The organism is Kitasatospora sp. NPDC093679 (assembly GCF_040683455.1).
Taxonomy (GTDB): Bacteria; Actinomycetota; Actinomycetes; order Streptomycetales; family Streptomycetaceae; genus Kitasatospora; species Kitasatospora arboriphila.
In genome coordinates this window covers 411,861-438,709 of sequence record NZ_JBFBDW010000001.1, presented here as the reverse complement: position 1 = coordinate 438,709, position 26,849 = coordinate 411,861, and the positions used below count along the sequence as shown (strand labels likewise).

Below are 26,849 nucleotides of genomic sequence, written 5' to 3'. Positions count from 1 at the left end.
GGGCGCCATGTACGTGAGGGTTCCCGGGCCGCCACCGGTCCGCGTCAGCCGGGTGCCGTACTGAGCCGTCGACAAGGGCGCCTTCCGCGTCCGTTCCCCCGGAGCGCAGGCGACTGGGCGACCGGGCGACTGGACAGAAATATGACGACCGGTCTACTTTGGCGGCATGGGAGTCAAGGGCGAGGAGACGCGGGCGCGACTGGTACGGGCGACCCGGGACCTCATCGAGGAGCGGGGCTACTACGGCACCGGGCTCAACGACGTCCTGGCCGCCAGCGGCGCACCCCGCGGGTCGATGTACTTCCACTTCCCCGCGGGCAAGGACGAGATGGTCGCGCTCGCGCTCACCGAGGCCGGCCAGGACATCGGAGCACTCATCGCGGGCGCCGCCGAATCCGGGGAGCCCCCCGCCGACGTCGTCCGTCGTCTGCTGGGGGCGCTCGGCGACCGGATGGAGGAGTCCGGCTACGCCAAGGGGTGCCCGGTGGCGACCGTCGCCCTCGAAACCGCGGCGGGCCACGAGCAACTGCGCCGGGCGTGTGCCGACACCTACCAGGCGTGGCAGGACGCGCTCGCCGGCATGCTGGTCCACCACGGCCGCGACACTGCCGGGGCCGAGGCCGCGGCGTGCGCCGTCCTCGCCCTGGTGGAGGGGGCGCTGCTGCTGTCCCGTGTCGCGCACAGCCGAACCCCGCTCGACCGGGCCGCCCGCGCCGCCGAACTGCTGATCCGCGCCGACGCCGCCTGATCCCGGCCCGCGCGGTCGACCCCGCGCGGCCATGCCATGACCAAAAAATATGTAGACCGGTCCGTTTGAAAGGATCCCCATGTCCAGTCCCGGCACCCTCGTCCTCGGCGCCACCGGCTTCATCGGCCGCTGGTACGTCCTCGAGCTGCTCACCCGCGGCGAACACGTCGCCGTCGGCCTGCGCGGTGGCGCCGCCCGCGACGGCGAGCTGCGCAGCTGGCTGACCGCCCGCGGCGCCGCACCGGACGCGGTCGCCGAGCGGCTCACCACGGTCGCCACCGACATCACCCGACCCGGCCTCGCCCTCCCGGCGGCCGACGAACACCGGCTGGAGGGCGTCCGCGACGTCGTCAACCTGGCGGCCCGCTACGCCTTCGGCCTCACCCGCGACGAGGCCCGCGCAGCCAACGTGGACGGTGCGATCCACCCCCTGCACTGGGCCGCCGGCCGCCCGGAGCTGCGGCGGCTGGTCCACCTCTCCGGCTACCGGGTCGGCCGCAACACCGGACAGCACCATCCCCTGCCCGCCGCCGACGCCGACCGCCTCTACCGCGAGCTCGGCGCCTACGAGGCGTCCAAGACGGAGGGCGACATCGCCGTGCGCACCCTCGCACCACGGCTGGGCGTACCGCTGACGGTGGTCAACCCCGGCGCCGTGATCGGGCACTCCCGCACCGGTGAGGCCGGTCAGTACCTCGGCCTGGCCACCCTCGTCGAACAGCTCTGGGAGCGACGCCTGCCCGCCCTCGCGGGCACCCGGCGCACCGTCGTTCCGGTGGTCGCCGTGGACCACCTCGCCACCTTCCTCGCCGAGGTCCCGCACCACGACAGGGAACCGCTGCACCTGCACACCGTGCTCGACCCGGCCACGCCGCCGCTGCCCGAACTCGTCGCCCTGGCCGCCGAACGCCTCGGCCTGCGCCCACCCCGGGTGGTGCTGCCCGTCGGCCTGGTCCGCAGGCTGCCGCGCGCACTGACCGGCGTCGACCCCGAGACACTCTCCTTCCTCGCGGAGGACACTTACGACACCGCCTCCGCGGCCGCCCTGGCGCGCGCCGCCGGGCTGACCCACCCGCCGGTGCAAAGGCTCATCCAGGACTGGGCCGCCCGCCTGGTCGCCGACCGGTTCCCCGGCGCCGCCGTGCCACCCGCGCCCGCCACGCGCCCGTGAGAGCCGCCGGTCCGGTCGCCGCACACTGCGCGGCCTGCCGCAGACACCGGGCGATCGGACGGCGGCCTAAATCCTCATGCGAAGCGTGAAGGCCGTTGCTGCCGTGGAGGGGTGAGGCCGTACAGATGGGCGATGCCCTGGCCGGGAGCGTCCAGCAGCGCCTCGGCTCCGGCCGGTCCGTCGCCGGTGCGCAGGGACCAGCCGGCCGGGCGCGGAACGGGATCGGCGTCGCGTGTGCCGGGTTCCCGGTCCACCAGGTGGGGCCGATGTCACGGTGCCGGTAGTGCTGCCCCATCAGCGGGGTGAAACCGGCAGCGTGCAGGGCCTTCGCGGTGGCCGGCCGGAAAGCGCAGGGCAGGCCTGCGACCGCAGGCCCGGCGGCCGGACAGACCTGCCGTCGCGGGCTTACCGAGGCGGATCGCCCGACGCCGGCGCTCGGGGATGCTGCAATGGGCGGTCCGGCCCGCGCGCCGTGCCTACGCCGGGGGCCGGACCGCAGCCCCTTGCACGCTGGGCTGGGATCGCAAGGGGCAGTCCGCGCCAGACCCTCCGCAGGGGGGCGAGGCTGGGCCTGTAACCGCGGCAACCCGCCCATTTCCACGGGGAGCCGCGAATGAGACTGTAAAAACCGCCGCAGCAGCCGGCCCCGGAAGACGCGCCGCACATCACCCGGGTGGCCCGCAGCGGAGCCCGAAAGTTCAGCCTTCCTCGCACAGCCCCGCCCAGCCGGATCCCCGCACGCCTCGACTCCGTCGCAGGTCCGCGGGCGGCGCCGAATGCTCGGAGCAGGCCGCCCGGTCCCCGCGCCCGGACGGGGTGACGCGCCCGCCCTCAGCGGGGAACCGCCCGAAGCTGCGCGGCCGTCGGCGCCGATGCCGGCCTCGGTGCCGGCGGAGACTCCGGAGCGCGTCAAGGTCTGACAATTCCCGCCCGTCGAGCGAGGACCTCGGCAAGTGGTTGCACCCCGTCGCCCAAAGCGCCGGGCCGGGGCCCGGGAATTATGATCGATCCGACGCCGAGCAAGTGCCTCCGCCACCGGGACACCGGCGGATACGGAAAGGCCGTCATGTCTGGACCAGTGTGGACCGGCGCTCTGACTATTGGTCTCATCACTCTGCCAATAGCCTTGTACAAGGTGGTGGAAACACACGACATCAGCTTCCACCGAATCGAACGCGGCACGTCCGACCGGGTTCGCGTTCAATGGGTGAACGAGCGAACCGGCGCCGAGGTGAGCTTCCAGGATCTCGAAAGGGGATTCGACGCCGGAGGCGGGGAATATCTGACGATCGAACCGAGTGAATTCGAAGAAGTCCCGCTCGGGAGATCGAAAAATATCGAAGTGCTGGAATTCGTAAACCTCTCCGAGATTCCCCCGGCCCATTTTCGCACGCCCTACTACCTCGGCCCGCGAGGAAAAGAGCACGCGAAGACATACCAGTTGCTGGCCTCCGCAATGGAGCATTCGCGGCGCGCGGGAATCGCCCCGTTCTCGATACGCGACAGGACGCACCTCGGCGCCATATGCAGCGGAGGTGGAGTGCTGACGCTGCACACCCTCTACTTCGCCGACGAGATACGGGATCCGCATCGCGAAGTCGACCACCTGCCCACGGGCGGAAGAGAATTCGGCGATGCCGAACTCCGGATGGCCGAGCGGCTGATCGACCTTCTCACCACCACGTGGAACCCGCAGAAGTATACCGATGCCCGCCAGGAGCAGATCCGTCGGATCGTCGAGGAAAAACTGGCGGACCGTGAGATGGACGCGCTGCGCCAGAGCCTGGCATCCCTCGGCGAGGACGCGGAAGACGGGCATGACGAGGACCATCCGCAACCGGATGAGGCCGGCGCCACCCCCAGGAGGGAAACCGACAGGAATTTCCCCAGAAAGCCTGGCCGACAGCGAGAAAAGGCAAGGAAGGAAATTTCCGCCCTGCCAAGAAATGAGCTGTACAGACGCGCCCGGGAGCTGGACATCCCGCATCGATCCACCATGAATCGCAAACAGCTCATCGCCGCATTGCTGAGGGCGACCGATAGCTGACACTTTCCGGAACCCTCCGCCCGCGGCGCTGGGTCGCCGGCGTCCTTCTTGCCGGTCGCGGGCGCAGCTCAAGAAACTTCAGCAACGGGGTGCTCGGGACGACCGCGGACAGCCGGAAGGTGTGCAGAACAAGGGGAGCAGGGTGCTCAGCCCGCGCCCTGCCCACCGTACCGCCAACGCGCTACGCCACGGCCGCGGCGAAGAGCACTGCAACGGCCCGCAGCAGCCGGGCCCGCTGTGAGTGTCCCGGCTTCAACGGTCTTGCTCACCCATCGCCGCGGCGTCAGCACTGCCCGCCGTGGAGGGTCGGCCGCCTCCGGTCCCCCACACCCCGGAGTCGGCGACCAGTGCATCCCACTCCGGGTCGGGCTGGCCGGGGACACTTCGACCGGCTTCACGCCACAAAAGGCTTAGGTAGGCGTAGATCGGCATATCCGGGAAGTGCAGGACTGTTTCGGCGCTTCCCCGGCGCGGTCCCGGCACCGCTTTCGGCATCGTCACACACGAAGAACGACGCCTCCTGCTGTGAGGCACGCCCTGCCAGCGGCATCCGGGCGGATGCCGGCCGAGACACCGCCGGTGGGCAGCGTGCCGAAGTCGGTGGGCAGCACGCCGAGGTCGGTGGGCAGCGTGCCGAGCCGCCGACGTGAGCCCGGCGATTCCATGGTGAACATGATCCACATCTGGCTTCGGGCCTTCCGAAGCAACCCTGCCGGACCGGGGTCGGAAAAGCAGGTTGGAGGGCAGGAAGCCGGAGTCCAGAACGAGCAGCATCCCGGTGGCCGGGCTTCCTCGAGCACGGTCACCCGCCACGGCAGCGCTGCCCGCAATGGAAGGAGAACACGCGGCTCCGGTCGGCTTGCACAGGACCCCGGGCCGTCGGGCATCCGGGGCTTCCGCAGATCGGACAGGCGTGCGGTACTCGCTCTGATCACTGCGCACCCGCCGCCGGGCGCACCCGGCCCACCACGAGCGCCCCTGTGGCGGTCCGGGCCGCAGGCCCGGACAGACGGGCCCCGTTCAGGCTTCTCACACAGGCCGGGTTCATCCCCCGTCCACCACCGCCCAGGACGTCCACCACGTCCGAGCAACCCCTGACCGCCGGGCTCACCGAGCTCGCCGCCCGGACCGGAATCCCGCCGTCCGGCCCGCCGACCGCGGAGACCTTCGGCGGCAGCCGCCTTGCCCACGCACAAGGTACGCCACCTAATAAGTATCCGAAGGAAACTAGCGGATCATCACATCGCCCGAATGCACGAAAATCTTTCGGGCCGTTCGATATCCATTACCGGCCGCAAAGAATCGATACACCCTGCGGCCCACTGCGCCATATGGCGGGGAGAGCCGGTTCGTGAGCGTGTCAGAGCCTCCGGGTACCAGAGATGACCGAGAATCTCTGAAACCATCCGAGCAACAGCCAAACTCTGCCCAGACACCGAGGAGCGTGCATGCCTAACCAGGAGTGGCTCCCCGACCAACCCGTCCGCGTCGGCCGCATCGACTGGCCCGAGCACCAATCGGACGAGGTCTTCCTGCGCCTGCAGACAGGTCAAACCGTTGTTCTGGACCGTCAGCCGTGGCAAGTCCTGGAAATCAGCGAATACCCGTACTCTCAATGGCCGAGGACCTACCAGGAATCTTGGTACGAACACGTAGAGCTGTGGAGTCATTCCGAAAATCTCCATGGTGCCCACAGGACCACGATGCCCCCCGACCGGGCCAGCTTCTACAAGCGCCCCGTGATCCTGGTTCTGCGCAATGAGAACATCCCCAGGTCCACGCCGAAGCACTGGTGCGCACCGGCCAGCCATGACTGGCACGTCCTCCCGGAGCACTACGCGGTGTGCCGGACCTGCGGCGAACTCCCACCTTGCCGCAACGGGGAACACCGATGGAACGGCGGCCCGCGGCGGGCCGAGCACACCGGCTCCGCCCGCCTCATCGTCCCACCAGGATGCTGCATGGGATGCGCCGAGCCCATCAAACCCCGGATGCGAAGCGTCACCTTCCCCGGTGCCAACCTGTGGTATCCCGAGCTCGGCGAAGGAAGCGCGGTCTTCCACGCCCGCACCCACTGCGTCGACCACGTCGAGGACTACCGCAGGGAATGGGAGACTTCATACATCCAAAAACCACGCTATTCATCCAGCCCGTTGTTCCAGGAAGCCCGGGAAGAAAATTCCCTTCCACCGAGGGCACGCCCGGTGGAGGATCAGTTCAGGCTCGCCGAAGGATCTCCCCAGGTCGGCGGTTTTCCTCTCGCGGGAGATTCGCCGGAAATCCTGCGCCGAGCACATGCAGGGCCGGCGGACATCCTTCCAACACCCTCCCTCCCCGCCCTTCACTCGCAATCCCGCGTCGCCTCTTCGCACTCCCTGCCCGGAGCGCGCCTCGAATCCAGCCCTCTCACACAAGCCTCAGGAACAACCGAGCACACCGGGCACCTCCCGGATCTGCGCAATCCGGAACAGGCCGCACGGGTGATCGAAGAACTCACCACAGCTGTACGCAATATCGCCGCCTACCTGAACAACGGAACCGGCGCGCAAACCTACACAAGAATTCCATGACCTCGTTCGCACCTCCGACGTCCTGCCGGAGCAGCCTCTGGCGCCGGCACGGTCACTGCATCTGCCACGGGAACAGAGCAGAAGCCGACGAAGGAACTGCGCGGCACCCGGCCCGGATCCACCGCCATGCCGGCATCCGGGCCGGTCCGGGCGCTTCTTGGCGCCGGCATGCCGCACATGCACGGGGCAGATGACGAACCGGGCGCATCGGGCGCCGCCGATGCGGCGGCCACCACCCCCCGGCCGCAGCCGGGATCCGCGGTTGAGCCGGGGCCCGAGTCCAGGCAGCACTCGAAGCTCTTCAGAAATCGGACAGTTCATGACTTCAGGCAGCACGGGCCCCTGCCTAGTGCCGCGTCAGGCAACCTTCGCCCCGTCGCGACGCCCGGCACGCACTCTCGCCGCACCGGACGGAAGTCCGAGTACGTCCAGTACGAGGACTTCCGGCCGGCACGCCGACAGCACGCACCGGACGCCGCTCCTTGACGGGCAAAGGCTGCCTGACGCGGCACTAGAGTTCAGCAGGGGCCCACGGTGCAGCGAGTTGCAGAAGGCCGGGGCCCGTCCTCGATGAACGGCGTGCCGGCCGACATCAACTACCGTCTGCTGCCGGTTTGACGGCCCGCCCTCACTTCAGGTGCCGTGTGAGGAACCGGGCTGCGACGTCCCCCGCGAACTGTGGGACACCGGTGTGCCCGCCCATGTTGGCGTGCAGGGACTTCTCCTCGGAGCCGAAGGCGTCGAACAGGTCCAGGGCCGCCTGCCGGTCGTTCCCTTCGTCGTCCCACTGCAGCATGACATGCAGCGGAACGGTGACCTGCCTGGCCTCCTCGAACATGGCGCGGGGCACGAAACTCCCGGCGAACAGCACGGCGGCCGCAATGCGCGGCTCGACCACCGCCAGCCGGATGCCGATGGAGATCACTCCCCCCGAGTAGGCGACCGGACCACCGATCTCGGGCAGCGCAAGGAGGGCGTCCAGGGCGGCCTGCCACTCCGGGACCGCCCTGTCGACCAGCGGAAGGACGAGGGCGTCGACGATCTCTTCGCTGACCGGCTCGCCGGCCTGCATCGCCCGGCGCAGGTCGGCGCGGGCCCGTTCGACGGCGGGCCAACGGGGCCGGTCGCCGCTGCCGGGGAGCTCGATGGTGGCCGTGGCGAAGCCCTCCGCCGCGGAGTGCCGGGCCCGGTCCACCAGCCGGGGGTACATCGTGCGCAGCCCGAGGGGCGGGTGGCCGAGCAGGATCAGCGGCGCCGGTGCGGATGTGGAGGCGGATGCGGGCGTCCACAGGATGCCGGGGATCTCGCCGAGGGTGAATTCGCGTTCGACGACGGAGTCGTCGAGGTGCTGCTCAGAGGTGAAGTGCACGGTCGTGCCTTTCGGGAGGGCTCAGAAACGGCGCTCCCGGACGACCTGTCGTCCGACCGTGACCCCGGAGGAGAGCACCCATGTCGATACTGCGTTCACGGGTACCACCTCCTCGTTCTCTCGCACGGCCTCCGGAAACCTAGCAGTGGTCGCCACGTCCGCCAAACGGTTTTTGCGCGCCCCCGCCCGCTCGGTGCTGCCCGTCTCGGCAGCACCGAGCGGGCGACGGTCAGACGGAGAAGTCGGCCTGCCGGTTGCGCCGGACAGGCCCTGCCGGCGGACGCTCCTACGGCGGCCAGGTCCGGGTTCTTCGATGTTCCTCGATCGGGGCCACGGTCTGCGCGCACGCGAGCCGGCCGCTGTCCCGGTGGCCGCCGCCTCGTCGAACGACCTCTCCTCGGGAGGTTCGACCCGCACGAGGAAGCCTGGCGGGGGATCAGGCCTGCGGCGCGCCGCCGTCTGCCGCCAGGCGGGTGAGCCACTCGCGCAACAGGCGCTGCTCGGCGTCGCTCAGGACGTCCGCGTCGTCGGGGAGGGCGGCGCGCAGCGCGCGGGCCGCCGGGGCGGGGCCGGCCTCCGCGGCGGGAACCGTCGGTTCGGTGCGGGTGACGGCGGCGACCATGGACTCGCGCAGGATGGTCAGCAGTGCCGGATTGCGGCGTTCCGCAGGGGTGGAGTGCCAGGTGATGACCGCGCCTCGGCCGGTGGCCTGGATGATCTGGGCGGCCAGTTCCTCGTCGACCCGCAGCCACCCTCCGGCCGCCAGCCGGCGCACCCGCCCGTGGAGGATCTCCAGGCCCGCGCGGTGCGCTGCGTCCGACCCCCGGCCGGTGGCCCGGTTCATCACCGCGAACAGCTCCGGGCGCGAGACCCCGAACTCCACCACCAGGTCCCAACCACGGCGCAGTTCCTCCACCGGGTCCTGCGGGGCGGGGTCGAGCTGCGCGCGCTTGCTCTCCAGGAACTGTGCGTAGCCGTGCTCGGCGACCGCCTCCAGCAGCCCCTCCTTGTCGCCGAAGAGGCGGTAGATCGCGGGCGCTTGCATCCCGGCCGCGGCGGCGACCGCGCGGGTGCTCACCGCGTCCGGGCCGCCGTTCTCCAGGAGCTCGACGGCCGCCGCGACGATGCGGTGGCGAGGACTGTCGGCGGTGTCGCGCGTAGGCATGAATCGATGATATCGGAGGCTTGCTTCCATCGTTAGTTCCGGTGTTAACATCAACATGATTCCATTGGAAACAGCATGGGGGAGAACATCCATGATCGTCGTGACCGGAGCCACCGGAAAGCTCGGCCGCCGCACCGTCGAGCGCCTCCTGGAGCGCGTCCCCGCCGACCACCTCGGCGTCAGCGTCCGCGACCCCCGCAGGGCCCAGGACCTCGCCGACCGCGGCGTCCGCGTCCGGCAGGGCGACTTCGACGACCCCACCTCGCTCGTGCACTCCTTCGAGGGCGCCGAACAGCTGCTCCTCGTCTCCCTCGACCGCACGGGCGAGGAGTGCGTCGCCGGCCACCGCGCCGCCATCGACGCCGCCGTGAAGGCCGGCGTCGGCCGCATCCTCTACACCAGCCAGATGGGCGCCGCCCACGACTCCCGCTTCCAGGCATGCCGCGACCACGCCCGGACGGAGGACCTGCTGCGCGCCACCGGCCTGCCCTGGACCGCACTGCGCAACGGCTTCTACACGGCCAGTGCCTTGCTGTTCCTGGAGTCCGCCCGCCGCACCGGCGACATCGCCCTCCCCGCCGACGGTCCCGTCGCCTGGACAGGCCACGACGACCTCGCCGAGGCGACCGCGGCGATCCTCGCCGACGAGGGCCGCTTCGAGGGGCCCACCCCGCCGCTCACCGGCGCGGCGGCGCTCGACTTCGACGCCGTCGCCGAGATCGCGACCCGGGCCGCCGGGCGGCCCTTCACCCGCACCGTCGTCCCCGACGACGCCTTCCGCGAGCAGGCCCTGGCGCACGGCGCCCCGGCCCCGATCGCCGACCTGATGCTGAGCATCTTCGCGGCGGCGCGGAACGGCGAGTTCACCACAACCGACCCGACCCTGGCCGAACTGATCGGCCGAGAGCCCGCCACCTTCCGCACCCTGCTGGAGCACGCCTGGGCCGCATAGACCCGGCGGGCGCGCACCCACAGAGACACACCGGGAGAACCCACCGTCATCTTCCCTGGAAGCCCGCGTCCCTGACGCCCGGAACCTTCACCCGGGCGTCAGGGGCTCGCTCGTTCGCGCCGCCGCCGAGCAATGACCTGCTACGACGCCAGCCCCGCCGGGCCCACGGCCCTGGTGGTCAGGTCGAGCAGGCGCAACGGGCCCGTCGGGTGGGCGCGGCCGGGCACCACTCTGTCTGCTACGCCGGAGCGAGAGGCCTGTTGCTCGCTCGTGGGTGAAGAGCCTCCGCCGGGACGCATGAATGTCGTCGAGGCCCTTGTTCCGCCCCGACCACAGGTGCTTCCCCGCGAAGAGGCGCAGGCTGGGTATGCCGCACTGCCATGCGCGCCAAAGGCCCGGGCCACCTCGAAACCCGGGCACTCGTCGAACGCGAACGTGATCCCCACGGCCGCGCCGAACGGTACGCCGTCGACGACGTAGCGTTCCAACCCGTCATGGCCGGGTGGTACCAGAAGCCGAGCGCCAGGAAATCCAGCCGCGGCCGATCTGCCCGTACGTGAAAACGCGGATCGCGGATTCTCAGTGCCGGCCGGTGTACCCGTCCTGGCCTCCGGGCCCGGGGTCTCCGTTGAACAGGAGGCCGATCAGGCCGCAGACCACCACGATCAGCACGAGCAGGACCAGCCGGAAGGTGTCCTCGGGCCCGGGACGGTACGGGCGCGAGGGGCGGCCGGCCCGGTCACCGCCTTCGTCGTCGCTGCGGCCTTCGGTGTCGTCGTCCTCATCGAGCACCTTGCCCTCCCTCCCCCGCAGGTCCATGGCCGTGGGGCACGGCCGGCGTCAAGCCCCTTGTCCGTGGACTCCGGCCTGCGGAACGTCACTTGTAGGGCGGCATGTTGTAGGCCGGGCTTCCGGGGCTCCAATCCATGTGGGACACGAGGACGGCCAGGAGGAGAACCACGACGATCACAACGAGCACCCCCACCCAGAAACTGTCCGCGGGTCCGGGACGGTGCGGCTGCGGTGGGCTGCCCGACCGGTCGCCGTCGCCTTCACCCGCACGGTCCTCGGCATCACTGTCCCCATCGGGTGCCACGGCCCCTCCTTCGCGCCCAGGGCCATGGCACCGCCCCGCACGGCAGTCGTCAAGACCGCCCGCAACGGCCGGCCTCACCCGCACGCCCGGTACCGGCCGGCCGGCGCTCCACGCTGACGCACCGTCAGACCGGCCTCGCCGGTGTGGATGCCGAGTCCGGCGCCGTGACCGGGCGACGCACAAGCACCTCGTGCCGCAGACGGCCTGCGGAATCCGGAGTCCGACCCCGTCCGGAGCCGGTGGACCGTCTGGCAGCGTTCGGCAGCGGGGCCCGGGGCCACGGCGTCCGTTCAGGCGTCGGGGGCATCGGGGGCGGCAAGGAGGGCGGTGACGCGGGTGCGGGTGAGGATGCCGAGGAGATGTCCGTCCTCGTCGACGACGGGCCACGGGTCGAGGCCTCTGACCCGCATGGTCACCGCTGCGCGGGGTAGTGCCAGGGTCGGCCAGGCGAACGGGTCGCACCGGTGCATCGCGTCCTGGACCTGGGAGTGGTCGCTGTACCAGGCGCAGGCGAGGAACGGGGCGATCGAGGCGGAAGTGACCACGCCCTGGCAGCGGCCGTCGTCCGTGCACACCAGCAGGCAGGTGGCACCGGTGTCGGCGAGGAGGCGCCCGGCCTGTTCGATGCCGGCGCCGGGGGTGATGCGCGGTCCGCACGGCTCCATCGCGTCCGCGACCCTCAGCCCGCGCCCGGCGGCGGCAGCCGGGACGGTCGGGCGGTTCCGGGCAGTCATGGCGTCACGAATCCTGCCCCGGCGCCGCGCCCGTCGCCGGTACCTGCGTGTCCGGGACGAGGCCGGCGTGGCAGCCGGGATCGACAAGCCTCGAACACTGCTTTCAGCCTACGCCGCCCACCGGATCCGGCCTGCACCGTTCACCGCCTCGAACGTCGACGCCGGCAGGGAGCAGGCGCCGCATGCCGCGCGAAGGCGCGGACGGTGCCGCTCGTGGCCTCGGCCCCGGGGCCGACGGGTCGGCACGGCGGTGGTCAGCCGGTGCTGTCCGCCGGCGCGGGTTCCTGGACGAAGGTGTAGGGCGGCAGTGGTCCGTGGAACCTGAGGTGGCAGTCCTCGCCCAGCTGCTCGGCGAGTTCCTGCCCGGCTGCGGTGAATTCCTCGCTGCGGTCGTCCTCGACCAGGAAGGAGGCGCTGACGAAGTCGTCGCCGCGGGCCTCGTTCTCGTGGACCTCCCGTGCGAGTGGGCGCAGTGCCGCGACGGCTTCGGCGGCGGCGGCGATGTGGCGGGCCTGGATTTCGCGGGTGGCGAGTTCGCCCAGGCGGATCTTGACGTTGGGGTCGCCGGTGCGTCGGCTCTCCTCGTTCAGCTGCCGGGCTTCGGCGGAGTCGTTGAGGATCTGCCGGAGCAGGGCCTCCTCGTCGTACTGGCCCTTGAGGAGGTACTCGGTGCAGCCGGCCAGGGCTTCGAGGCGCTGGTGGTAGGTGTCGGTGCGCTCCTGGAGGGCGTCCCGGACCTGTTGTTCGTCGGTGGCGGTGGCGCCGAACTGGAGCGGCAGGACGGGGCCGTCCGCCATCAGGTGGCGCAGGACCTCCTGGTGGGCGAGGACGTCGCGGCGTCGGGCTCGCAAGCCGTCAGGAACGGTGCTGACGATCGCGGTCAGGTCGGCGGCGGTGATGGTGGAGAGTTCCTCGGGCGGGTCACCGACGCCTGTGACGCCCTGCAGGCGTGCGGGGTGGCTGTGTGAGGTGATCGCGTAGACGTAGAGGGCCATGTCTCATTCCTTCGACCGGGTTCGGCGCGGCCTGGCGGCGGGTTCTTCGTCGCGGTCCTGGGTGTACTGGCGGATCGTGTCGGTCACGGCCTCGACCGCGCCGGTGAGCGCGCCCTTGGTCTTCCCGTGGGCGGCGCCCTGGCTCATTTCGCCGGGCAGGTCGGTCAGCCGGGAGGGGGCCTTGCGGCCGGATTCCAGATCGAGGCGGTTGCAGGCCTCCGCGAACCGCAGATAGGTGTCCACACTGGCCACCACGACCCGCACGTCGATCTTCAGGATCTCGATCCCCAACAGGGAGACCCGCACGAACACGTCGATGACCAGGCCCCGGTCCAGGATCAGTTCCACGACGTCGTACAGCGTGCCGGTGCTGGCGCCTCCCGTCGCGGGCGGGCCTCCACCGCTCTGCGGCACCACGGTCATGACGCTTCTCCTCTCATCGGGCGTCCCGGCGGCGCGCACGCGATCCGCGGCGGCGCTGCGCTGCGGGGAACGGCCGGGTGGGCTTCCCGACCGGGCCGGGCGCCCGGGCACGGCCCGTCGGCCGCCCGGAGCGGTGCCCGCCGCCGTCGCTGCGGTGAGGGGGGTCTCCTCGTACCTCGCGTCTACCCGGCCCGGCCCCGCCGAACAGCGGGGCCCGGGCTCGTTCGGGCGGTAGGACGGACATTCGTCGGGGCCCTCGGCTGCTACGACCCGACCGGCGGTGGCCCGGCCGGCTCCGGCACGGTGCGCGGCGGCGTTCGTCGGAGACGAGCCCCGGAGTCCGGTCGCCTCGCCGTCGCCGCGGGTCGTGCGGTGCTGCGCGCTGCTCGTTCACTCGTCGCGGTGCCGGGGTGCGGGCCGCGACGAGCGCCGCCGGGTGGGTGCGGGCTCGGTTTCGCGCTCCTCGTCGTCGCGTCCGCCGATGGCGTCGGTGATCGACTCCACGGCGCTGGCGATGGCCCCTTTGCTCTTCTTCTGGGCCACGCCTTCCACGGCCTTGTCGGTGCCGCTGCTGATCATGTCGGTGAGTTTGGTCGGAGCCTTGCGGCCGGATTCCAGGTCGAGGCGGTTGCAGGCCTCGGCGAAGCGCAGGTAGGTGTCCACGCTGGCCACCACCACCCGTGCGTCGATCTTCAGGATCTCGATCCCGACCAGGGAGACCCGCACGAACACGTCGATGACCAGTCCCCGGTCCAGGATCAGTTCCACGACGTCGTACAGCGTGCCGGTACTCGCGCCCCCGGTCGCGGGCACGCCTCCGCTGCTTTGCGGTACCACGGTCATGCTGGGTCTCCTTGTCGTCGGACGCCTCCGCCGGTGCCGTCGCGCCGGAAGGCGGTGTCGTCGTCGCCGGCCGGTCCCTGCCTCGTGGTCGAGCGGCACCCGGCGCGTGGCCGCCTGCCGGCTCCGCCTGGGCACGGCTCGTCCTCACCGGCCCGCAGGCCCGGGACGCAGCGCGCACCGTCTCGGCGGGCTCCGGCCGGCCTGTGCGGTGCGGTGCGCACGGCACGTGAAGACGGTCGTGCCCGTGAAGACGGTCGTGCGCCTCGGCATCTTTGGGGGCGCGGTCACCGCCACGAGGGTGTTCGGCGCCCTGACACGCGCGTATACCCGGTCCGGTCCCGTCAAACAGCGGGCCGCCGATGGGGCTGTGCGTGCTTCGCCGGCTCGTCCTGCAACCGATGGACGTCCGTTGCGTGTGTTGCACGCCTGAGCCTGTGCCGGGATGAAGCCGTGGTGATCGACGTCCGGGAGGACCGGCGCCCGAGCAGACCGGCCGAGGACGTCGAGGAGGTCCGGCTGAACCGGCCGGCGGACGAGGCGGAGGCCGAGGGCCTGGACGGGTCGGTGTCGGACGCCCTGCGCATCCCGCGCCGCCTCACCGAACTGCAGCAGGCGCTGGACGACGGGGACACCGTCGCCTTCGACGTCAAGGCCCTGCGGAGCCACGGTGTGCGCCGGCGCCCACGGGTCGGGGAGCACCGGATCGTCCACACGGCCGACGACGGCCGCCCGATCGTCCGGGTCCTCGCCGCAGGCAACCGCCGCGACACCTCCTGCAACCGGCCGGCGCTACGGCGACGTGTCCTGCCCCCCCCCCCCCCCCCGGGCGGGCCGGGAAGACGGCGCCGTGGCCGGTCGCGGCGCCGTTCCGGGAGCTCAGATGGTTCCGCGCAGCTTGGCCAGTGCCTCGTTGAGCAGGATCTCGCCGTCTTCCTGGGTGCGACGTTGCCGGACGTAGCCCAGGTGCGTCTTGTAGGGGGCGTGGCCCGGGGCGACGGGCACGTCGTCGGGGTCGGGGCCGGCGGGCAGACCGCAGCTGCGGCAGTCCCACTCCTGCGGGATCGCCGCCTCGATCGCGAAGCTGATCTGGGTCCGGTGGCCGTTGCCGCACCAGAAGGACACCGTTGTACGAGGGGCGAGATCGCCGCGCTCGGACTCCCCCATGGGCCCCGAACCGATCCGCGCACCCCTGATGCCGCCACGTCCCTGTGCCACGATCGCGCTCCTCGGCCATGATGTCCACGCCTCGGATGTGCATGGAGACGCCCAGCGTACGGCCATCTCGGCGAACCCGTGCGACGGCCCCCTGCATTGGCGCCGAGCACCGCGGTTCCTGCGTCGACAGGGCGCCCCGCCCTTGGCTGCCGAACTGATCTGCTCGCGTTCGTGGAAGGCTCCTCCGTCACGTCGCCGCCCTTCGGGGCCGCGGGTCTCAGGTCCGGAGGGTGTGGCTGGGGGTGGCGCCGTAGGCGTGGTGGTGGAGGGCCGCGAAGTTGCCGGGGTTGGCGAAGCCCCAGCGGGCCGCGATCTGCTTCACGGTGGTCCCGGTGGCGGGATCGGCGACGACGAGTTCCCGGTGGGCGCGTTCCAGGCGGACCCTGCGCAGGTACCCGGTGGGGGTGGTGTCCAGGTGCCGGTGGAAGGCGTACTGGACCGCCCGCGGTGTGGTGCCGGCCGCCTCCGCGATGTCGGCGATGGTCACCGGGCGAAGCCGGCGGTTGCCGCGGGCTGGTCGGCGTCCGGCGTCGCCCGGGGCCGGCAGGCCGGTGCCGCCCGCGACGGCTTCTGCCGAAGGCTTGCGGTGCCGACGGACACCCGGCTCCGGGCGAGGCGGGAACGTGCGGGGATCCGCCGAACCGGATCGCAGGAGGGGCGGTGAGCACCCCTCGACAGGTCCGGATCGATCGCCGGGGTGCGGCCCGCACGAGCGAGGGCGCGGGCCGCACACCGGGCGCTGACCGTACCGGTCGACGCGTCAGACAGCGGGCTTCCGGGCCGGGTTCGGCCCGGCGGTGAGAAGCGCCGTGATCTCCGCGGCGAGCTCCGGACCGAGCGATCCCCAGCCGTCCTTGTAGCCGTAGACGCCGGCCAGCGTGCGGGCCTCGTAGTCGCCGTTCATGATCTCGACGTCGTCGGCCGTGATCAGCGCCGGGTGCGCGACGCCGACCGCCGCCGAGACCTTCATCAACTCCCGGCGCAGGGTGCGCAGGTACAGCGCGGCCCGGGTCGACTTCGAAGCCGGGTCGAGGCCACGGGCCAGCCACGGGTTCTGGGTCGCGATGCCCGTCGGGCACTTGTCGGTGTGGCACTTCTGCGCCTGGATGCAGCCGATCGACAGCATGGCCTCACGGGCCACGTTGATCATGTCGACACCCAGCGCGAAGGCGACCGTGGCGTTCTCCGGCAGACCGAGCTTGCCCGAGCCGATGAAGGTCAGCCCGTCGGTCAGCCCCAGCTCGGCGAAGGTGCCGTACACCCTGGAGAAGCCCATCCGGAACGGCAGCGACACCGAGTCCGCGAACATCCGCGGAGCCGCCCCCGTCCCGCCCTCGCCGCCGTCCACGGTCACGAAGTCCACTCCGCGGTCGCCGCGCGCCATCAGCGCGGCCAGCTCCTGCCAGAAGCCCGTGTCCCCCACCGCGCTCTTCACCCCGACGGGCAGCCCGGTCTCGGCCGCGAGCAGCTCGACGAAGTCCAGCATCGAGTCCACGTCGCCGAACGCGCTGTGCCGCGACGGAGAGGCGCAGTCCTGCCCGGCCGGGATGCCGCGGATGGCGGCGATCTCCGGGGTCACCTTCGCCCCCGGCAGCATGCCGCCCAGACCGGGCTTGGCGCCCTGCGAGAGCTTGATCTCGATCGCCTTCACCGGCGCGCCGGCGACCACGTCCTTGAGCTTGTCGAGGTTGAAGCCGCCGTCCGCGTCGCGGCAGCCGAAGTACGAGGTGCCGAGCTGGAGGACCAGGTCACCGCCGTTGCGGTGGTACGGCGACAGGCCGCCCTCGCCCGTGTTGTGCATCGCGCCGGCCAGCGCCGCGCCCTGGTTGAGCGCCGTGATCGCCGGGCCCGACAGCGACCCGAAGCTCATCGCGGATATGTTCACCACGCTCGCCGGCCGGAACGCCTTCGCCCGCCCGCGCGGTCCGCCCAGCACCTTCGCCGAGGGCAGCGGGGCCTGCGGGTCGTGCAGGTCGGGCAGCGGGCCGGCGAAGGTGCGCTGCTTGACGTACGCGTGCCCCTGGACGTGCTCCACGTCCACCTCGGTGCCGAACCCGAAGTAGTTGTTCTCCTCCTTCGCCGAGGCGTAGATCCAGGTCCGCTGGTCACGGCTGAACGGGCGCTCCTCCCCGTTGGAGGCCACGATGTACTGCCGCAGCTCCGGCCCGATCCGCTCCAGCAGGTACCGGGCGTGCCCGACGACCGGGAAGTTCCGCTGCAGCGCGTGCCTCTTCTGCACGAGGTCACGGACGGCCAAGGCCGCCACCGCCGTCGCAGCGGCCGCGCCGATCTTCCGGGCGTTCATGGACGTTCCCCCCTCGCCGTGCACAGCTCCGTCGCGGTGCGATGGTGCTGATGCTAGGGGGCTGCGCGCATCGGCATGCAGTCAGGGGCCGGGCCCGCCCGACGACCGCCATCGCTCCGTACCCGAGAACGGGAGCCGTGCGTCGACGACTTCGGGAGTCGCCCCGCGTGGAGTCGGCGTGGTCGATGTCGCCGGGTTCGGGCGTCACCGGCGGATCAGCGGGCGAGGGAGACGGCGAAGGGCTTGAAGCCGTGTCGGCGCAGGACGTGGGGAACCACGAGGATCATGGCCTCGGTGGCGCGGGCCGTGGTGATGCCGCCGAGGTCCTCGATCCATGCGGGCTGCCAGCCCAGGTCGCCGAGCAGGCCGGTGACGGTCTTCTTCGCGTTCGGGTCGTCGCCCGAGAGGTAGGCGGTCGGTGGGGTGGCCAGGGTTTCGGGAGCGGTCATGACCGTGAACAGCATGGTGTTGAGGGTCTTGACCACCCGGGTGTCGGGGAGGGCGGCCTGGAGCTTCTCGGCGAGGCTGCTGCCGGGGTAGCACAGGTCGCCGGGCAGGCCGTCGTCGGCGTCGCGGGTGGCGTTGGAGACGTCGACGAGGAGCTTTCCGGAGAGCTCGGTGCGCAGGCCGGCCAGGCGCTCCAGGGAGGTGTCGCCGGGCGTCGCGTTGATCACGATGTCCGCGGTTCGGGCGGTGGTGCGCTGGTCGGCGAAGACGATCCGCGGGGCGGTGCCGGCGGCGAGCGCTGCGGTCCCTTCCGGGTTCCGGACACCGAGGGTGACGCGGTGTCCGGCTGCGGAGAGCCCGCCGGCGAGGTTGGCGCCGACGCGGCCGGCGCCCAGGATTCCGATGCTGGTCATGTGGTGACGTTCCTTGCGGTGTGGGTGGGTGGACAGGGGGTCTCGGTCAGGCGATCGGCGTCAGGACCTCGAGGGCGGCAGTGTGGATGCCGGGGGCGGCGGCCAGGAAGTCGCGGCTGCCCGTGTTCCAGGGCTCCCCCGCCAGGTCGGTGACGGTGCCTCCGGCCTCGGAGACCAGCAGCGCACCGGCGACCAGACCGGAGCGGACGTCGGAGAACTGCCAGAAGGCGTCCGTGCGTCCGGCGGCGACGTGGATGAGCTGCATCGTGGCGGGGACGGACACGCGCACGACCAGGCCGTTGACGAGCATGGCGGTGACCGAGTCGCCGATCCGCCGGAAGGTGCGCTCGTCCTCGCCGGGCCTGGCCTGGCCGGTGCCGACGAGCGCGGCACCCAGATCGGTCTTGGCGGACACCTTCAGGGGCCGGTCGTTGAGGTGGGCGCCGCCACCGGCGACGGCGGTGTAGGTGTCGCCGGTCAGCGGCAGGTGGACGACGGTGAGCACCGGCCGGTTGTCGCGGACCAGGGTGGCGGTCACGGCCCAGTCCTCCATGCCGTGAACGTGGTTGATGTTGCCCTCGGCGGGGTCGACGACCCACCACTCCCCCGAGGGGAGCGCGCCGCCGGCCAGTTCGTCCTCGGCCCACTGCGACCCCGGCCGGGCCCGCAGCAGCGGCTCCCGCAGCACGTCCAGCACCGCGTCGTCGTTGGCGTGGATCTCGGCGACGACCTCCTCCAGGCTCACGCCCCGGGCGTGCGGGGTGTGGCGGTCGCGCAGGGTGAGGCCCGCGGTCCTCACCGCGGCGGTCACCTCGGGCAGGAGCGTCGCGTCGGCGGCGAAAGGCATGGCTGTGCTCATGGTGGGCTCCCTGGATTCGATGGGTGCGGGCGGCTTGTCCCGCGCCCGCACTTCGAAGGTAGGCGCCCCGACCATTAACAACAAGTGCATGCTATTCAGTTGTAGATTGACTCCCATGCAACTGGATCTGAACCTGCTCACGGCCCTGGACGCACTGCTGGAGGAGGGCAGCGTGGCCGGCGCCGCCGAGCGCCTCCACGTCACCGCGCCGGCGATGAGCCGCTCCCTGGGCCGCATCCGCAAGGCCACCGGCGACCAGATCCTGGTCCGCACCGGCCGCAGCATGGTCCCCACCAGCCGTGCACTGGCCATGCGCGCCCAGGTCCACGCCCTCGTGCAGCAGGCCCACCACCTCCTGTCCGCACAGCAGGAACTCGAACTGACATCCCTGGACCGGGTGTTCACCGTGCGCTGGCACGACGCCCTGACCGCCGCCTGCGGCACCGCCCTGATCACCGCCGTCCACCGCCGGGCCCCCGGCGTGCGGCTCCGCCTGTCCGCCGAACCCGGCACGGACGACGCCGAACTGCGCCGAGGCGAGGTCGACCTCGAATCGAGCTCCGGCCCTCCGGCGCTCCCCGACGTCCGCCACCGCCTCGTCGGCAGCGACCGGCTGGTCGTCGCCGTCCGACCGGGTCACCCCCTCACCGAGGGCCCGCTGAGCATCGAGCGCTACGCGGCCGCCGAACACCTCACCGTGTCGCGACGCGGAAGCCTGCGCGACCCGATCGACGACGCCCTGACCACCCGCGGTCTGGAGCGACGCGTCGTCGCCGCCGGGCCCACCGCCGCCTTCGCACTGCAACTCGCCCACGACACCGACCTGGTCGTCACCGTCCCGGACGCGGTCACCCGCGCAGCCCGGGACCAACTCGGCCTCGCCACCCTGCCACTGCCACTCCCGCTGCCCGAGGTCCCGCTGTACCTGCTGTGGCACCAGCGCTACGACGACGACCGCGCCCACGCCTGGCTGCGGGACCTGGCCACCGAAACCGTCCGGGCGCTGTTCGCACCGCCGGCCGCCTCTCAACAGCCCCTCACCGACCCGACCGGGCAGTGACGGACACGCCGAGGGCCTTGCGCCCCTCGTCCACGAGTGCCGTGACCGCACACGTTCGCCGGGTCGGCGCTGGTGGTGCGAACCGGAAGATCCGGCCGTGGCCTGCGGCCGACCCTATGCCTCCTGCCGTAGCAACAGGCTGCCGAGCGCGGTGCGCCGGTGCAGGACCGCCTTGCCGGCACGCGAAGTGGAGATCAGTCCGGCGCCGCGAAGAGCTCCGGTGTGAGCCGAGACCGTGGCGGCGCTGACGCGGAGCTGTCGGGCGAGCCCGGTCGTGGTGCGTTCCTCGGCCAGCAGGTGCAGCAGCTCGACGCGCGTGCTCCCGATCACCTTGGCCAGCGCCTCTCCACCGGCGGAACCGTCGGGCTGCGGCGGAAAGCCGGCACCCGCCGGGTAGGTGACGGCAACCGGGCGATCGGGAAGGTCGGACAACAGCGGCCCGCCGGTCCAGTGGAAGCTGGGCAGGAGGAGCAGCCCGCGCCCGCCGAGGTGGACCTCCCGCGGCCTGCCCGGGAGCTCCCATACGCCTGCGTGCAGGCGGGCTCCGGGCAGCAGCCCGGCCAGCACCGAGCCGACGCCGCCTTCGGCGAGTTGCACGGCCCGACGCACGAACTCGGCGTGGTGCAGGTCCTGCACCTGCGCCCAGACCGGACCGAGCAGCGCCGTGAACGCCGCGTGCTGCGCACGGCGGACCGAGCCCCGTGCCTCGGGGGAACCCCGGTGCAGTTCGTGGATCCACGCCGGGACGGGCGTGCGCGCAGGTGCGTAGACCCGTTCCAGTTCGGCACCGACCAGCTCGGCCGGGGCCGAGCGGACCTGTTCCAGGGCGTCGGGGAGGGAGTCCGCCAGCACGTCCAGAAAGCTCGGCGCCCGCCCGGCCGGGACGAGGTCCGCGAGCGGGAGGGCGGCGTTCGGCAGGACGCGCAGCGCCCTGCGTCGCCATGAGCCGTGGAGGAGCTCGCCGTCCCGGCGGCACATCATCGTCAGCGCCACGTTGAGCTCCTGGAGCGGCGCCGGCCGGGGCGCGAGGCTGACCCGCGCGAAGTCGTCCGGCGTGAAGTGGATCCGGAGCACGCCTCCCCCTGCGTGTCGGCCCCGGCAGCGTCCCGGGGCGCCATCCTTGAGCCTCCAACCTAAACGATCGCGGGCGCCGGGACGGGCGGGACAGCCTGCACGGCATGACTCACGACTCCTCGATCAGCCGACGCGCCGTCACCAGGTCCGCACTGCTCGGCGCCGCCGCCCTGTTGCTCGGCGCCGGTGGCCGTGCCCACGCCGACTCCCGGACCATCACCGGGGGACCGGTCCCGGGCGGTGCCGTACTCACCCTGCCCGCGCCCACGGGCCGCCACCCCGTGGGGTGCTGGCCCGTGCACCTCGTCGACGGCTCCCGGCGCGACCCGTGGGACCCGACGATCCCCGTGAGGGAGCTCGTGCTGACGGTCCACTACCCGGCCCGCGACGTCACCGGCCTCACCCCGGCTCCCCAGATGCCGCCGCAGGCCGCGACCTGGTTCGGACGGATCGCGCCGCTCACGCCGCTCCACCTGCCCGCCGCGGGCGTGGACTGGGGCGCGACCCGGTCCCACTCGTTCGAGGGAGCGTCACCGCTACCGGGCCGACGGCCGGTGCTGGTGCACAGCCCGGGCGGCGGCGACCCGCGCGGCCTGGGGACGTCCCTGGCGGAAGACCTGGCCAGTCACGGCTCCGTCGTCCTCTCGGTCGACCATCCCGGCGACGCCGCAGCGGTCGAGTTCCCGGATGCCCGGCCGTACCGGGAGGACACCGTGCGGACGACCGTCTTCCGCGGCGACCCGCGGGACCGGCCGGCCGTGGCCCGCACGATGATCGACGCACGGATCGCCGACCTGCACCACGTCCTCGACCGGCTCGGGCACGCGTCCGACCTGCCGCTGCCGCGCGGGCTCGCCGAGACGCTGGACCTGCGCCGCCTCGGCGTGTACGGGCACTCCGCCGGCGGCAGCGCCGTGACCGAGGTGATGTACGAGGACCGACGGGTGCGTGCCGGGATCAACCTGGAGGGCCACCTGGACCACCCGCCCTCCGCACCCGGTGCCGCTGCCGAACCGTTCCCGGTCACGGCACACGGGATGGACCGGCCACTGCTCCTGCTCGGCAGCGAGGGGTTCGACCGCCGGCAGGAACTGGACCGCTCCTGGCGGGCCCTGGCCGCGCTCTCCGGCCGACGGGTCCGCAGCGCACGTGTCGCCGACGCCAACCACTGGATCTTCACCGACTACGCCGCGATGCTCCCCCGGCTCCAGGCAGCCGGCTTGATCACGGCGGCGGAGAGGAACGCGCTGATCGGCACCGTCAACCCGACCGCATCGGTCCCCACGGTCCACCGCACGATCCGCAGGTTCTTCGCACGGCACCTGGCCGGCCGCTGATCCGAGGGCGAACGGCCGATGACCTCACGGCTTCGCCAGGTCGCTCGATCACGCGGGGAGGGCCGGCCGGCCCTCCCCGGCGGACACCTCTCCCGCCGCGGACGCGGGGCACGCTCCCTGCGCCGGGCCGGGAGGACGTCGGAGTGGCGGGCGTCGGCACTGCGTCAGCGAAGGCGGGCCTGCAGTGCGCGAGCGTGCGGTCGGGAAACCGCACAGCAAGCGGATAGTTCATCCGCATGTGCTAGCGTCCAGCACTAAGCGGATGACCTATCCGAATTTCGAGTGGAGGCGCACATGCGGAAGACAGCCGTGGTCACGGCCGGGACGGCCGGCATCGGACTGGAGACGGCCGTGGGACTGGCGACAGCCGGGTACGCGGTCACCGTGGTCGGCCGCAACCCCGATCGGGGCGCCCGGGCGGTCGAGCGGATCAATGCGGCGAACCCGGCGCGTCCCGGCCGATTCCTCGCCGCCGACCTCGGCTCGCTCGACGAAGTACGCGTGCTCGCCGACCGGATCGCCTCCGACCACGCCGCCTCCGGAGACCCGCTGACCGTGCTGGTCAACAACGTCGGGGCGATGTTCCCCCGGCGCGTGGTTCTGGGCGGCATCGAGGCGTCGTTCGTCGTCAACCACCTCTCGCCGTACCTGCTGACGGAGTTGTTGCTGCCCACGCTGACCGCCGGCGCCCCGAGCAGGATCGTGAACGTCACCTCGGGCGCGGTCGGACTCGCCAAGCGCACGTTCGACGCCGTCGAGCCGCCCGGCGGCTACTACGGCTTCCACTGGTACGGCCGGGCCAAGCTCGCCAACCTCGCCCACACGCTCGACCTGGCCGCGCGACTGGACGGCACCGGCGTGTCGGTCTTCGCGGCCGACCCCGGAGGCGCCGCGACGGACATGACGAAGGGCACCATGACCGACCCCGGGATCGTCTCACCGGGCCTGCGGCTGCTGTGGCCGCTGGTGCGCCGCAAGTTCGAACGTTCCACCTCCGGTCCGGCGTCCACGGCCGCCAGGCCCTCGATCACCGCCGCCACCGATGAGAGCCTGACCGGCCGGACCGGTGTCGTCATCGGCGCCGACGCCCGACCCACGGCACCGCTCCGCGCCGCGACCGACCCCCGCGTCGTCGAAGCCGTGCGCCGACTCAGCGAACGGCACGCGCCCCTGCCGGCCGCCTGACCGCCGGCACGGCGCGGGCGGCGGAGACCGTTCCGGATGGGCCATCCGATTAGCATGTCCCCATGACGACGCCCCTGCGCAAGGACGCGGCCCGCAACTGGGACCGGATCGTCTCCGTCGCCCGCACCCTGGTCGACCGGGGCGAGCCCCTGCAGCTCAACGACGTCGCCCGCCGCACCGGAGTGGGGGTCGGCACCGTCTACCGGCACTTCCCCACTCCCGAGGCGCTGTTGGAAACGGTGGCCGCCCCCTGCCTGGAGGACCTGGCCGCGCACGGCGAGCAGGCCATGGCCGACACCGACCCCCGACGCGCACTCGAGGGCTTCCTGCTCCGCACCGTCGAGGCACAGGTCACCGACGCCTCCCTGGCCCCCGTCACCGCCGCGGTCACCGACGCACTCCCGCGCACCACGGAACTCAAGCACTCGCTCCGGTCGGCCGGCACCCGACTCCTCGACCGGGCCCGCGACGCCGGAACCGTCCGCCTCGACCTCGACGCCGCCGACCTCGTCCCGCTCATGTGCGGTATCGCCCACGCCGTCGACGTCCACGGCGGCACGCCCGCCGACCGCATCGACACCGCCCGCCGCTACCTCGCGGCGTTCCTGGGCGGCCTGCGAACCACGCCACCGGACACCACACCACCGAACACCTAGAACACCTATAACACCGTCCGCACCACCGCGACAGGGTGGCGAACGCCGCAGGCCGGCCGCCGCTCCCGACCACACCGGCAGCCGCCCCGTGCCGGGGGGGCGGCTGCCGGCGCGAGCGGAGCGGGCAGTCGACCGCCTCGGGTCAGTCACCGCGTCAGTCGTCGTCCAGAACGGACCATTCGGTCACGAAGAAGTACTGCCGTTCGACTTCACCCTGCGCTTCCACGAGATGGCCGGCCAGGTGGTTCAGGCCGGTCGCCTCGAAGGAGCCCTCCCCGGGCCTGCGCACCACGTAGTCGTGTTCGCCGTGGTACAGGAGGCGGCGGCCGCTGATGTCGACGTGGAGCTACTGGACGTCGACGGGCGCCGGTCGCCCGAGGCGCTGCACGTCCGAGCCGGACGCGGATCAGCCCGGATGGAAGGCGATCCGCACACCCGCGTCCACTGGGAGGATCAGTACGTTGCCGTCCTCCCAGGTCCAGTCACGCGGGATCAGGAACATCCGGTCGTCGGCCTGCGCGAGCAGCCGCATGCCGCGGTAACGGTAGCGGTAGCGCTGGCTCGCCCCGGCGTCCGGCAGCGTCCGCTCCTCCACACCGGGCCACTGGAGATACAGCCGTTCCGTGGTGTCGAGCACCACCGCGGGACGCAGCACGAGGTTGCCGGCCAGCCACCGCGCGTCGGCCGTTCCCTTCTGGTGGGCGAAGCCGCCGGCGGCCCAGAACGAGCAGAGCACGATGAGCGCCGCACTGATGCCGAGCGCCGCCCGCTCCCCGGCCAGCGGATACGGCGCTCCCCCCACCCGGACGGCCAGGAGCCGGGCCAGCACCACCACGAGCAGGGCTCCGCCGAGCAACAGCGGGGTACCCATCGGGCCGGCGTCGATCACCTCGAACCCGGCGAGGAAGCCCAGCACCAACAGCGGTACGGCCACCACCACCGTCAGGCGGGCCCGGCGCACGATCCGGCCGCCGTCCGCACTGCGGCGCATCGTCCGCGTCGCCAGGTGATAGCCCAGGGCGGCCAGCAGGCCGACGCCCAGCAGCACGCCGGCAGGCAGGTACAGCGCGGGCGAACTGCGCAGCAGCAGGTCCTGCGTGGAGAAGTTGAGGGTCGCGGCGTCCACACCGAAGTAGTGGTACAGCGAGTCGGTGTAGGCGTAGCCGAAGAAGAAGAGCAGGGCCGTGATGAAGGTGGTCGGCGCGATCCAGGAGGCGAGCAGGCCGATCCAGCTGCTCCACGACCGGCCCGGCGGTGGTGGTGATTGCGCCTGGGTGCCTGCGGAGCTTTCGCCGTCGCCGGGATCCTGCCCGCCGTCAGCGGTCAGCGGGGACTCGCAGGCCGGGGGGCGGGTGCGGGCTCGCCGGACGACTGGTTTCCAGGGTTCTCGTCTCCGGGGTTCTCACCGCCCGGATTCGGATTGTTCGGATTCGGATTGTCCGGGGTGTTACCGCCGGGGGTGTCCGGGTTCTCGTCGGGGTTGTCGGGGTTGCCGCCGCCCGCAGGTTTGCCGGGGACGTCGACCGTGGTCGCGGCGGTGACGGTGTGCGTCTCGCCGTCGATGGTGACGCTGATGCAGAGGGTCGGGTTGCTGTTGGGCGGAGGGTTGCCGCTCAGCGTGAAGCCGGCGGGCACCGCGCTGTTCCCGTCCACCACCTCGACCTGCCGCGTTTCCGAGGAGGTGAACTTGCCGGTGGCGCAGTCCCGGACATTGCTGATGGTCGCCGTGAAGCTCGCATTCGTCGAACTCGACAGACCGATCTGCACGATGGGCCACTGCCCGCTGGCGTTGGCCGAGACCTGGCCCGCCGTCTTGAAGCTGCCCTGGTTGCCGCCGCCCTTGGCCCGCTGGTCCTGGGGCTGCTGACCCGAGCCCTCCGCCAGCGGCGTCGCGCCGAGGTCGGTCGTCGTCTGCGTCGCGCCGGCCGCGGCGCCCGGCCCCGGGCCGGTGTCACCACCGCCCCCGCAACCTGCAAGGACCGGCACCAGGAGCACCACGCCCAGCCTGCGGAGCGGCCCGCCGACGAAGGTGCGGAGCGTGGCGCAAGGCGTCCCGGACATGAGTTCTCCCATCCGCGGGGATGCGACGAGAAGACGGACTGGACCGACCTTGCGAACCTTAACCGTTCGCACACTTTCTGACTGTCCGCCGGTCGTGTGGAACCAGCCGGTCCTCCCGTCGGAG

Annotated in this window: 26 protein-coding genes; 9 read left to right on the top strand and 17 right to left on the bottom strand. The window is 71.9% G+C overall.

The genetic code is table 11. The features are described from left to right. Positions 1 to 166 precede the first annotated feature (166 nt). The 3 genes from AB0O09_RS01940 to AB0O09_RS01930 all read left to right on the top strand — a co-directional run bounded on the left by AB0O09_RS01940 (position 167) and on the right by AB0O09_RS01930 (position 3,966). Positions 167 to 748: a TetR/AcrR family transcriptional regulator gene (locus tag AB0O09_RS01940; RefSeq protein ID WP_363539197.1), complete on the top strand. Its 582-nt coding sequence runs from the start codon at positions 167 to 169 to the stop codon at positions 746 to 748. Between the two features lie 79 nt (positions 749 to 827). After that, positions 828 to 1,919, top strand: a complete 1,092-nt coding sequence (locus AB0O09_RS01935; protein WP_363539195.1) for an SDR family oxidoreductase — start codon at positions 828 to 830, stop codon at positions 1,917 to 1,919. A 1,000-nt stretch (positions 1,920 to 2,919) separates the two neighbouring features. Then, complete coding sequence (locus AB0O09_RS01930; protein ID WP_363539193.1) at positions 2,920 to 3,966, top strand: Ku protein; 1,047 nt, start codon at positions 2,920 to 2,922, stop codon at positions 3,964 to 3,966. Positions 3,967 to 4,463: 497 nt separating this feature from the next. On the opposite strand, the gene AB0O09_RS01925 is transcribed toward AB0O09_RS01930, so the two are convergent. Then, complete coding sequence (locus tag AB0O09_RS01925) at positions 4,464 to 4,649, bottom strand: hypothetical protein (protein ID WP_363539191.1); 186 nt, start codon at positions 4,647 to 4,649, stop codon at positions 4,464 to 4,466. A 765-nt stretch (positions 4,650 to 5,414) separates the two neighbouring features. On the opposite strand from AB0O09_RS01925, the gene AB0O09_RS01920 reads away from it, so the two are divergent. Continuing rightward, positions 5,415 to 6,536 carry a hypothetical protein gene (locus AB0O09_RS01920; RefSeq protein WP_363539189.1) on the top strand — a complete coding sequence of 374 codons (1,122 nt, stop codon included), beginning with the start codon at positions 5,415 to 5,417 and terminating at the stop codon, positions 6,534 to 6,536. A gap of 628 nt (positions 6,537 to 7,164) precedes the next feature. Here the strand turns inward: AB0O09_RS01920 and AB0O09_RS01915 are convergent. Together AB0O09_RS01915 and AB0O09_RS01910 are read right to left on the bottom strand one after the other, a co-directional pair. Next, complete coding sequence (locus tag AB0O09_RS01915) at positions 7,165 to 7,905, bottom strand: alpha/beta hydrolase (RefSeq protein WP_363539187.1); 741 nt, start codon at positions 7,903 to 7,905, stop codon at positions 7,165 to 7,167. A gap of 436 nt (positions 7,906 to 8,341) precedes the next feature. After that, positions 8,342 to 9,070 (bottom strand): TetR/AcrR family transcriptional regulator, encoded by a 729-nt coding sequence (locus AB0O09_RS01910; RefSeq protein ID WP_363539185.1) that lies wholly within the window; start codon positions 9,068 to 9,070, stop codon positions 8,342 to 8,344. A gap of 91 nt (positions 9,071 to 9,161) precedes the next feature. On the opposite strand from AB0O09_RS01910, the gene AB0O09_RS01905 reads away from it, so the two are divergent. Next, positions 9,162 to 10,022, top strand: a complete 861-nt coding sequence (locus AB0O09_RS01905; protein ID WP_363539183.1) for an SDR family oxidoreductase — start codon at positions 9,162 to 9,164, stop codon at positions 10,020 to 10,022. Between the two features lie 579 nt (positions 10,023 to 10,601). Here the strand turns inward: AB0O09_RS01905 and AB0O09_RS01900 are convergent. The 10 genes from AB0O09_RS01900 to AB0O09_RS01855 form a co-directional block, all read right to left on the bottom strand. Beyond that, positions 10,602 to 10,814 (bottom strand): hypothetical protein, encoded by a 213-nt coding sequence (locus AB0O09_RS01900; protein ID WP_363539181.1) that lies wholly within the window; start codon positions 10,812 to 10,814, stop codon positions 10,602 to 10,604. 594 nt (positions 10,815 to 11,408) lie between these two features. After that, a complete protein-coding gene (locus tag AB0O09_RS01895; protein WP_363539179.1) occupies positions 11,409 to 11,852 on the bottom strand; it encodes a CBS domain-containing protein in 444 nt (147 codons plus the stop codon). A gap of 254 nt (positions 11,853 to 12,106) precedes the next feature. Next, the gene (locus AB0O09_RS01890; RefSeq protein WP_363539177.1) at positions 12,107 to 12,847 is read right to left on the bottom strand and encodes a GvpL/GvpF family gas vesicle protein; all 741 of its coding nucleotides are present in this window, start codon (positions 12,845 to 12,847) and stop codon (positions 12,107 to 12,109) included. Between the two features lie 3 nt (positions 12,848 to 12,850). Then, complete coding sequence (gene gvpJ, locus AB0O09_RS01885; RefSeq protein WP_363539175.1) at positions 12,851 to 13,270, bottom strand: gas vesicle protein GvpJ; 420 nt, start codon at positions 13,268 to 13,270, stop codon at positions 12,851 to 12,853. A 390-nt stretch (positions 13,271 to 13,660) separates the two neighbouring features. After that, positions 13,661 to 14,113 (bottom strand): gas vesicle protein GvpJ, encoded by a 453-nt coding sequence (gvpJ, locus tag AB0O09_RS01880; protein ID WP_363539173.1) that lies wholly within the window; start codon positions 14,111 to 14,113, stop codon positions 13,661 to 13,663. An 876-nt stretch (positions 14,114 to 14,989) separates the two neighbouring features. Beyond that, the gene (locus tag AB0O09_RS01875) at positions 14,990 to 15,328 is read right to left on the bottom strand and encodes an RNA polymerase-binding protein RbpA (RefSeq protein ID WP_363539171.1); all 339 of its coding nucleotides are present in this window, start codon (positions 15,326 to 15,328) and stop codon (positions 14,990 to 14,992) included. 217 nt (positions 15,329 to 15,545) lie between these two features. Further along, positions 15,546 to 15,815: a helix-turn-helix transcriptional regulator gene (locus AB0O09_RS01870; protein WP_363539169.1), complete on the bottom strand. Its 270-nt coding sequence runs from the start codon at positions 15,813 to 15,815 to the stop codon at positions 15,546 to 15,548. 273 nt (positions 15,816 to 16,088) lie between these two features. Then, positions 16,089 to 17,633 carry an FMN-binding glutamate synthase family protein gene (locus AB0O09_RS01865; protein ID WP_363539167.1) on the bottom strand — a complete coding sequence of 515 codons (1,545 nt, stop codon included), beginning with the start codon at positions 17,631 to 17,633 and terminating at the stop codon, positions 16,089 to 16,091. Between the two features lie 215 nt (positions 17,634 to 17,848). Then, on the bottom strand, positions 17,849 to 18,493 hold the full coding sequence (locus AB0O09_RS01860) for an NAD(P)-binding domain-containing protein (RefSeq protein WP_363539165.1): 645 nt from the start codon (positions 18,491 to 18,493) through the stop codon (positions 17,849 to 17,851). A 46-nt stretch (positions 18,494 to 18,539) separates the two neighbouring features. Beyond that, positions 18,540 to 19,352 carry an inositol monophosphatase family protein gene (locus tag AB0O09_RS01855; RefSeq protein WP_363539163.1) on the bottom strand — a complete coding sequence of 271 codons (813 nt, stop codon included), beginning with the start codon at positions 19,350 to 19,352 and terminating at the stop codon, positions 18,540 to 18,542. Positions 19,353 to 19,467: 115 nt separating this feature from the next. Between AB0O09_RS01855 and AB0O09_RS01850 the strand changes: the two genes are divergently transcribed. After that, positions 19,468 to 20,412 carry a LysR family transcriptional regulator gene (locus tag AB0O09_RS01850; RefSeq protein ID WP_363539161.1) on the top strand — a complete coding sequence of 315 codons (945 nt, stop codon included), beginning with the start codon at positions 19,468 to 19,470 and terminating at the stop codon, positions 20,410 to 20,412. 114 nt (positions 20,413 to 20,526) lie between these two features. Here AB0O09_RS01850 and AB0O09_RS01845 read toward each other — a convergent pair whose 3' ends face one another. Then, positions 20,527 to 21,486, bottom strand: coding sequence for a transcriptional regulator (locus tag AB0O09_RS01845; RefSeq protein ID WP_363539159.1), 960 nt, complete (start codon positions 21,484 to 21,486; stop codon positions 20,527 to 20,529). A gap of 104 nt (positions 21,487 to 21,590) precedes the next feature. Here AB0O09_RS01845 and AB0O09_RS01840 point away from each other — a divergent pair, with 104 nt between their 5' ends. The 3 genes from AB0O09_RS01840 to AB0O09_RS01830 all read left to right on the top strand — a co-directional run bounded on the left by AB0O09_RS01840 (position 21,591) and on the right by AB0O09_RS01830 (position 24,664). Beyond that, a complete protein-coding gene (locus tag AB0O09_RS01840) occupies positions 21,591 to 22,823 on the top strand; it encodes an alpha/beta hydrolase (RefSeq protein WP_363539157.1) in 1,233 nt (410 codons plus the stop codon). A gap of 294 nt (positions 22,824 to 23,117) precedes the next feature. Continuing rightward, positions 23,118 to 24,008 (top strand): SDR family NAD(P)-dependent oxidoreductase, encoded by an 891-nt coding sequence (locus AB0O09_RS01835; RefSeq protein ID WP_363539155.1) that lies wholly within the window; start codon positions 23,118 to 23,120, stop codon positions 24,006 to 24,008. Positions 24,009 to 24,070: 62 nt separating this feature from the next. Further along, a complete protein-coding gene (locus tag AB0O09_RS01830; protein WP_363539153.1) occupies positions 24,071 to 24,664 on the top strand; it encodes a helix-turn-helix domain-containing protein in 594 nt (197 codons plus the stop codon). 154 nt (positions 24,665 to 24,818) lie between these two features. Here the strand turns inward: AB0O09_RS01830 and AB0O09_RS01825 are convergent, their stop codons facing one another. From AB0O09_RS01825 to AB0O09_RS01815, 3 genes are all read right to left on the bottom strand, one after another. Next, positions 24,819 to 24,956, bottom strand: coding sequence for a hypothetical protein (locus AB0O09_RS01825; RefSeq protein ID WP_363539151.1), 138 nt, complete (start codon positions 24,954 to 24,956; stop codon positions 24,819 to 24,821). A 114-nt stretch (positions 24,957 to 25,070) separates the two neighbouring features. After that, on the bottom strand, positions 25,071 to 25,790 hold the full coding sequence (locus tag AB0O09_RS01820) for a hypothetical protein (protein WP_363539149.1): 720 nt from the start codon (positions 25,788 to 25,790) through the stop codon (positions 25,071 to 25,073). 197 nt (positions 25,791 to 25,987) lie between these two features. Next, the gene (locus AB0O09_RS01815) at positions 25,988 to 26,737 is read right to left on the bottom strand and encodes a hypothetical protein (RefSeq protein ID WP_363539147.1); all 750 of its coding nucleotides are present in this window, start codon (positions 26,735 to 26,737) and stop codon (positions 25,988 to 25,990) included. Between the last annotated feature and the right edge of the window lie 112 nt (positions 26,738 to 26,849).